The organism is Streptomyces flavofungini (assembly GCF_041028215.1).
In the GTDB taxonomy this organism is placed as follows: Bacteria; Actinomycetota; Actinomycetes; order Streptomycetales; family Streptomycetaceae; genus Streptomyces; species Streptomyces flavofungini_B.
In genome coordinates, this window is sequence record NZ_JASKYR010000390.1 from 1 (window position 1) to 7,260 (window position 7,260).

General features: G+C 70.1%; 8 protein-coding genes. 2 read left to right on the forward strand and 6 right to left on the reverse strand.

The genetic code is table 11. The features are described 5' to 3' along the window. The 4 genes from AB8Z36_RS24575 to AB8Z36_RS24590 form a co-directional block, all read right to left on the reverse strand. Positions 1-371, reverse strand: a 371-nt coding sequence (locus AB8Z36_RS24575; RefSeq protein WP_369215543.1) for an AMP-binding protein, incomplete at its 3' end; no start/stop codon positions are given. 138 nt (positions 372-509) lie between these two features. Then, positions 510-1,280: a thioesterase II family protein gene (locus AB8Z36_RS24580; protein ID WP_369215544.1), complete on the reverse strand. Its 771-nt coding sequence runs from the start codon at positions 1,278-1,280 to the stop codon at positions 510-512. Positions 1,281-1,339: 59 nt separating this feature from the next. Beyond that, on the reverse strand, positions 1,340-2,956 hold the full coding sequence (locus AB8Z36_RS24585; RefSeq protein ID WP_369215545.1) for an MBL fold metallo-hydrolase: 1,617 nt from the start codon (positions 2,954-2,956) through the stop codon (positions 1,340-1,342). Between the two features lie 740 nt (positions 2,957-3,696). After that, the gene (locus AB8Z36_RS24590; RefSeq protein WP_369215546.1) at positions 3,697-4,089 is read right to left on the reverse strand and encodes a tautomerase family protein; all 393 of its coding nucleotides are present in this window, start codon (positions 4,087-4,089) and stop codon (positions 3,697-3,699) included. A gap of 194 nt (positions 4,090-4,283) precedes the next feature. Here AB8Z36_RS24590 and AB8Z36_RS24595 point away from each other — a divergent pair, with 194 nt between their 5' ends. Then, entirely contained in the window at positions 4,284-4,673 is a 390-nt protein-coding gene (locus AB8Z36_RS24595) for a thiol-disulfide oxidoreductase DCC family protein (RefSeq protein WP_369215547.1), read from the forward strand. A gap of 44 nt (positions 4,674-4,717) precedes the next feature. Here AB8Z36_RS24595 and AB8Z36_RS24600 read toward each other — a convergent pair whose 3' ends face one another. After that, complete coding sequence (locus tag AB8Z36_RS24600; protein ID WP_369215548.1) at positions 4,718-5,290, reverse strand: hypothetical protein; 573 nt, start codon at positions 5,288-5,290, stop codon at positions 4,718-4,720. Between the two features lie 180 nt (positions 5,291-5,470). Here AB8Z36_RS24600 and AB8Z36_RS24605 point away from each other — a divergent pair, with 180 nt between their 5' ends. Beyond that, complete coding sequence (locus AB8Z36_RS24605) at positions 5,471-6,064, forward strand: TetR/AcrR family transcriptional regulator (protein WP_369215549.1); 594 nt, start codon at positions 5,471-5,473, stop codon at positions 6,062-6,064. A gap of 124 nt (positions 6,065-6,188) precedes the next feature. Here the strand turns inward: AB8Z36_RS24605 and AB8Z36_RS24610 are convergent. Next, positions 6,189-7,260: serine hydrolase domain-containing protein (locus AB8Z36_RS24610; RefSeq protein ID WP_369215550.1), on the reverse strand; the 1,072-nt coding region annotated here is incomplete at its 5' end.

The following is a 7,260-nucleotide window of genomic DNA, read 5'->3' on the forward strand; positions in this document are numbered from 1 at the left end:
CCGTCGAAATACATCGCGCCCGCGGCGGCCGACGAATCGATCACCACCGCCTTGGGTGCCACGTCCTCGATGATCCGCTGTGTCACGCCGGGTGGGTTGTCGGGGTCCAGCGGGACATAGGCACCCCCTGCCTTGAGCGCGGCCAGCTCGGCGACGATGACGTCCGGCGGACGCCTGACCAGGATCGCCACCCGGTCGTCGGGGCGGACGCCGCCGGTGTCACGCAGGTGATGCGCCAGCCTGTTGGCCCGGCGATTGAGTTCGCCGTAGCTCAAGAATTCATCTTCGAATTCCAGGGCAATGTTTTCCGGGCCCCGTCTCACGCATTCTTCGAATAGTTGAGTCAGGGCCCTCGGATCGTCACGGTTCATCGACAAACGTCCCCCTGCGGAATTAACGTGAATTCTCGACTCGCGTAGCCTAGCCCCCACCGATCGGGTGATCAAGGGGACCTTTTTTATTGGTTCTGCATGGTCATTTCGATCGGCGTTTCCGCCGAGGGAAGACCTTTACGGCGCCGTGCCCTCGCAGCCGAGGGCACGGACGAGGGCACCGGTGGTCTCGGCCCTGGCCGTCTGCGGGAAGAAGTGGCCGCCGGGCACCGGCGCGACCTCGAAGGGTCCCGCGCACAGCGCCCGCCACTTGGCCGCCTCCACCGCCGTCACCATGGGGTCCTCGTCTCCGTACAGCACGGTGACCGGTGTGGTGAGGTGCGTGGCCGCGTCCGGGGGCCGGTAGGAGGCCTGCGCGGTGAAGTCCGCGCGCAGCACCGGGAAGAGCCACTCGCGGAAGCCGGGGCGGCTGAGACCGGCGGGGTTCGCGCCCAGCCGCTTCCACAGCAGTTCGATCTCGTGGTCGTCCCCCGGCGGCTCCAGCGTCGTCGCCCCCGGCGCGACCGCCGCGAGCACGACAAGACGCAGCGGCGGGCGGCCGGCCAGGGTCAGCCGGTGCGTCAGTTCGTACGCGAGGGAGGCGCCGAAGCTGTGGCCGACCAGGACCAGCGGGTCCGGGAGTGCGAGCACCCCCGGCAGCACGTCGGTCATCAGCTCGTCGACCGAGTCGAGCGGCGCCTCTCCGCCGCGCTCCTCACGTCCCGGCCCCACCTGCGCGTAGAGGGCGAGCCGGTCCGGCAGAAGGCGCCGCCAGGAGGCGAAGCCGGTCGCTCCCCCGCCCGCGCAGGGGAAACAGACGAGGCTGGCGCGGGTGGGATCGCCCGCGCCCGGGACTGGTGGACCGAAGCGGCGCAATGACGCGCTGCCGTGCCCGGTGTTGCTCTGCATGTACGCACCACCCAGGGGGAATCTACGACGGCACAGCAGGACGGGGTCTCGCTCGGCGCCTACTGCTCCGTCGGCCCGACGGCGGGCCAGGTGCGCTCGCCCCGGTCGCGGAGGAGCTCGGCGGTGACGCCACGCTCGGCGGTCAGCTCGGAGAGGACCGCGGCCTGCTTGACGGGCTCGGCCTCGGGGTCGTAGTCGGAGCCGGTGAGGTGCTTGAGCCAGGGTTCGAGACCCATGGCGTAGGCGTAGACGTGCCGGGCGTTGAGCTGCTTGGCGAGCTGGTCGGCCTGGGCCGCGTCGCTGCCCTTGAGCCGTCGGCCCGCGTTGTGCTCGCGGGAGAGCTTCCCCTCAAGGAGCGGTCCGTACAGCCAGCCCAGCGGGGCGCCGACGCATTCGAGGCCGATGTAGAGCGCGTCGAGCGGTGTCTCGGCGAGGCCGGGGATGTTGTCGTACAGCGCCGGTTCGAGCGGGGTGATGTCGGTGGCGAAGAGGAACCTGCGGCCACCGGCCCGGACCAGCGGGACCACCTTGGTGCGGATGTCGAGGTCGGCGTGCTCGCCGACGAAGGGGAGGGCGGTGACCTCCACCTGGTCGGCCACGCGGTGGGTCTCCAGTTCGGACAGCTCCTGGACCCGGGGGAAGCCGAGTGCCTGGAGCATCGTCTTGAGGCTGGGGTCGGGAAGCGATCCGCCGGAGGCACGGGGCACGAAGATGGTGCCGACGCGGGTGCGGAGCTGGAGGAGCGTCTCCAGCGAGAAGTGGTCCGAGTGGAAGTGGCTGATGACGACGGCGTCGATGCGGGCCGGCAGGTCCTCGATGGTGAAGTGCTCGTGGCCGTCGTCGGCATAGCCGATGAGGGGGTCGAGGAGGACCGAGGTGGGCCCGGTCTCGATCAGCACGGTCGCGTGGTTGAAGTAGCGCACGCGGACGTCGCCGGGCGGGGGCGGCGTGTGCGGTGTCGGCGGGGTCGCGTGGAAGAGCGCGGTGAACGCGGGCAGGTCGGCGTCCGCGATGCCGAAGCGCTCGGCGAGGTCAGGGACGTCGACCGGGCTGAGGCGCGCCGCGAACAGCTCGTCCCACAGCGGGGAGTCGAACGGGACATCGATGTCCAGCCGGTCGGCCCGCGGGAAGACGGGGCTGCTGTACACGAACGGCTGGGGGCTCTGCGTGACGCTGAGGGAGACGCACTGGCCGTGCCGCTCGAAGGCCGGGGAGCTGTACATCAGCGATTCGAAGAAGCGGAAGCCGGGCCGGTGCGCGGTGTCGTAGACCAGCTCGACGCGACCGCGCAGGGAGTCGGGGACCTGGGGATAGAGCGGCTCCATCGGTCCGCCGACGGCCTTCTCCCGCAGCAGGGCGCGGAGTTGGTCCACGTCGTCGGCGAGCCGCAGCCTGGCCTCGGCGTTCTTGGCCATGAGCTCGCGGGCGGCCCGGACCTCGTCCAGGGAGGCGCCCTGGGGATCGAGGAAGGGGGCGCCGTAGCGATGGGGGTCCGCGATGACGGACTCGTGGATGTGGGGCGCCTTCAAGTAGCTGTCCAGGATGGGCAGAAGACGGTCCCGCAGGTTCAGTGCGCCGGTGTGGGGAGCCAGGAGATAGGGCCACGCGTACCAGCGGTGCAACAGGGGCTGTGCGACCACGGACGGGCGAAGGTAGAGCTTCTGGTGTGCCGGCACGGTACTTCCCTCACTGTCGATGATGTCGGTGGGTGGGGATGGATCGCGGCATGAGCAGCGTGCGCGCGTCAAAGGGGACTCAGGGCTCGGGGGTGTCCGGCCTGGCCCCGGAAGGGACGGTCGTGTCAGCGGGGTTCGGGGTCGTGGCAGTCGTCAGCGGTTCGGAGCGGTGCGGTGCCCTGTATGAGGCGGGGATGAGGTGGGGACATCCTCTTTTTACCCAGCGGCTCCGTTCATGTCTATCACAGGCGGTGGCTCTCTAATCCGTCGATTTGACAGGCCAGTTCAGTACCGATCACCTCGCCGGAGCATCTCTAACTTTGATCCCCCGAGTGGTTCAAGGCGAACGTAAAGTGACATGGATTACATGGAGCGTGACCGCGCAATCGTGCTTCACTGAGCCCTCTTCGACCACCGCTCCGGTGGCCGCGTGGCCCGGGGCCCCACCCTGTGACCTCGCGGTCTCTGCCGGCGCCGCAGGTGAAGCCCCCGCGGAGGTGGCCCTGATACCCCATGGACCCGTTGCGGTACCAGTCTCCGGATCGTCCTGATCGGGTCAAGTGGCCCCAATATCCGGGCCAATTGCGACCATCGCCCGTAATCGGCATTCATGCCGTTCATCGGGTGCCCCCGTGCGCCTTGCCGGGAAATCCCTGGAATAACGCGACGGCGACCGGGGTAAGAAGGGGCCGGGATGGAAGCACTCAGGAGGCCGGTCGCACCGGTTCACTCAAGCCGGTTCACTTCAGCGGCGGGAGGTACGGGGCCTCGCCGTTGCCGAGCGACCAGTCCGCGTCCGCGTTCTCCGTCAGGACGATGAACATGTTGCGCGGTTCGGTGCCCGCGTACTCCTCGGCGAGTTCGGCCGCGCGCCGGTACAGCGCCCGCTTCTGCGCGTCGGTGCGACCGGCGCGCAGCGTGATGGCCACGTACACGATGCCGTCGTCGCGCCGCACCCCGAGATAGTCGCCGTGACGCAGCAGTCCCCGCTGTCCGTCGTGTCCCGTCAGGATCTGGAAGTGGTCGTCGTCGGGGATGCCCATGGTCTCGCCGAGTGCCTGGTGGACGGCGCGCCCCAGGGCCTTGAGACGCCGCGTGTCACAGCCCATGGCGTCGATACGGACGAGTGGCATGGCAACTGCCTCCAGGATCAGGTTCGGTGGGACCCGCCTACTGTACATACCAGTAGGTACAGCCTCAGCCTCTACCGGCTTCCCATCGGCGGCCCTACCGGCGGCCCGCGACCCTAAAGCTAAAGTCGAGGTTGAGGGAGTGGGCGCAGTGCGCGCGTCCCGCACGAGCGCGGTTCCTGAGGCACGATGAACGTATGCGCGACAGGCCTGTGCTGATCTACGACGGTGACTGCGGTTTCTGCACCGCGGCGGTGCGCCTCATCGCCCGGAAGGTACGCCCCCGCTGCGACATGACGCCCTGGCAGCAGGCGGACCTGGTCACGTACGGCGTACCGGAGGAGCGGGCCCGGCACGAAGCGCTCTGGGTGACCCCGAAGGGCCGGGCCTACGGCGGCGCCCACGCCGTGGCGAAGATCCTGCTCAGCTCGGGCGGCGGATGGCCCCTGCTCGGCGCACTGCTCACGCTGCCCCCGATCCGCTGGGCCGCCCACGGCCTCTACCGCCTGATCGCCGACAACCGCCAGTACCTCAGCCGCCGGACCACCGCCTGCACACCGCCCGCCCCACCGGCACATCGCCTGTAGCGGGCGACGCCCACCGCCCCTCCCCCACGGCGGGCGCCCCACGGCTACGCGGCGCTGCCGGACCGCCCCAGGCGCAGCGCGGAGACGAGGAAGAAGACTCCGCCGAGGAAGGCGTATCCGGCCAGCGTGCTCAGGGAGGCGTCGTCCTTGCCCGCCTGGGCGATGAACGAGGATCCGGCCAGCGTGGAGATGGCGCCACTGGCGATCATTGGCCACTGCCCTCCCATGCCCCGCCGGATGACGCCGACGGCCAGCTGGACCAGCCCCGCCGCGATGGCCCAGGCGCCCCAGACGCGCAGGACGGCCGGGATGCCGGAGGAGGCGGCGGCGATCAGACCGGCGGCGGTGAGCGTGCTGAGCGCGATGTTCGCCCAAAGATTGCGCACCGGACCACCGTTCGCCCTGGCGGACCGTACGTCGGCGACGGCGCACGCCACGTCGAACAAGGGGTAGAGCACCAACAGCGCCGCACTGAGGGCCCCGAGGTCATGGGCGGTCGCGAACAGCAGGGCGGCCCACACCACGGCGAACGCGAAGCGCAGGAAGTACAGCCTCCGCAGCGCCGCGGAGACGCTCGTGGCGGGGGTGGCGACGGGGGCTGCGACAGAGGTGTCCATCAGGGTCCCTTTCGGTGCGGCGTGGCGTACACACGGTCGATGTGGGACAGGGCGCCCTCCGCGGAGGGCGAATGAGGGAGAACGTTCGGTCTCCTCCCGTCCCGTGCCGCATCTAACGGGCATCCGCACCCCCCTGTCAAGACCGAACGTTCTCCCTCACCCACCTGATACGCTGCCGCCATGAGCGCGAGCGCACAGAGCGGGAGCACGTCGGAGGCGCGGTCCCGGCTGCTGAACACCGCGACCCGGATCTTCTACACGGAGGGAATCCACTCCGTCGGTGTGGACCGGATCATCGCGGAGGCCCAGGTCACCCGCGCCACCCTGTACCGGCACTTCAAGGGCAAGGAGGAGCTGATCCTCAGCTACCTCCACCGCGCCGACCAGGGCATACGGGGGCAGGTGACCGCCGTCCTGGCGCAGGGCCTCGCACCCGCCGACACCGTCAGGGCCGTCGCCCGCACCATCACCGAGGGCATCCGGTCCGCCGGGTTCCGCGGGTGCGCCTTCCTGAACGCGGCGGCCGAGTACCCCGACCCGGCGCACCCGGTCCACCAGGCGGTCCTGGCCCACCGGCAGTGGTTCCTGGAGGCCGTCACGCAGTTGCTGACGGAGGCCGGGTGCGTGCCGGGGGACGCTGCGGGGCGGCACTTCGTCATGCTCCGGGACGGCGCCATGGCGGCCGGATGCCTCTTCGACCCGGCGCTGATCAGCGACACGTTCCTGGACGGCGTCGAAGGTCTCCTGCGGACGGCCGCGGCGAGCCGCACCTGACCGTCGCCGCCCTGGACACGGCTTGGCCGCGTGCGCACCACAGCGGTGTGGTGCGCACGCGGCCGTCGGACCTCAGCGGCGCTGGGGGGATCAGCGGCGCCGAGGCGTCAGGGCCGCTGAGGCGTCAGCGGCGCTCGGGCAGGTCTGCCTCGGCTGCCTGGACGGGGAGTGCGCGACGTGCCTTGCTGGACGTACCCGCGGGTGTGGTCTTGCCGCAGAAGGCCGCCTCCAGCGTTCCGCCGAGTGCGGTGTTGGCCGCCCCGTGGTTCGAGGTGTTCGCCATGGCGGAGAGCGCGCGCTTGCCGTCGCGGGTGGCGAAGGCGTACGTGTAGTAGCCCTGCACGGTGCCGGTGTGGCCGTACACCTGGGCGCCGCAGGACAGGTCGTAGCGGCGCAGCCCGAGCCCGTAGAAGCGGGTCTGGGTGGTGTCCGTCGGGGTGACCGTGGTCATGGCGTCCAGCATGCGGGGCGAGAGCAGCTTGCCGCGCATCAGTGCGCTGGTGAAGGTGTTCAGATCGGCCGGGTCGGAGATGATGGCGCCGGCCGACTGGGCCCAGGAGACGGTCTGCTCCGTGGAGTCGACGAGCGGCGCACCCTCCTCGTCGGGGTGGAGGTAGCCGCGTACGTGCGTTCCCGTGATCCGGGTGTCGGGGTGCACGTAGGAGGTGTGACGCAGTCTCAGCGGCTTGATGATGCGCTGCTCGTACTGCTGGGCGACCGGGGTTCCGGTGGCCTTCTCGATGAGCATGCCGACGACGACGAAGTTGGCGTTGGAGTACTTGTAGGAGACGCCGGGTTCGGTGGTGCGGGGCTCGGCCAGCGAGAGGTCGACCAGCTCCTTGTAGGTGAAGACGCGGTTGCGCACGGCCTCGAAGCCGGGCACCGTCTTGGCGAACATCGCGTCGGTGTAGTCGGCCAGGCCGCTGCGGTGGGTGAGCAGGTGGCGGACGGTGATGCGGTCGTCGGGCAGCAGTCCGGGGAGGTAGCGGTTGACCGGCGCGTCGAGCTCCAGCTTGCCCTCGTCGACGAGTTGGAGCAGCACGACGCCGGAGAAGGTCTTGCTGACGCTGCCGATACGGAAGCGTGCGCGGGTGTCCATGGCCGCGCCGGAGACGCGGTCGCGTACACCGGCGGTGCGCGAGCGGACGCCGTCGGGGCCGGTGAAGCGGGCCATCGCCCCCGGGGCGCCATTGGCC

Coding starts and splice junctions, on each gene's coding strand:
- AB8Z36_RS24580 (WP_369215544.1), bottom strand. CDS start 1,280: ATGCAGAGCAACACCGGGCACGGCAGCGCGTCATTGCGCCGCTTCGGT.
- AB8Z36_RS24590 (WP_369215546.1), bottom strand. CDS start 4,089: ATGCCACTCGTCCGTATCGACGCCATGGGCTGTGACACGCGGCGTCTC.
- AB8Z36_RS24595 (WP_369215547.1), top strand. CDS start 4,284: ATGCGCGACAGGCCTGTGCTGATCTACGACGGTGACTGCGGTTTCTGC.
- AB8Z36_RS24600 (WP_369215548.1), bottom strand. CDS start 5,290: ATGGACACCTCTGTCGCAGCCCCCGTCGCCACCCCCGCCACGAGCGTC.
- AB8Z36_RS24605 (WP_369215549.1), top strand. CDS start 5,471: ATGAGCGCGAGCGCACAGAGCGGGAGCACGTCGGAGGCGCGGTCCCGG.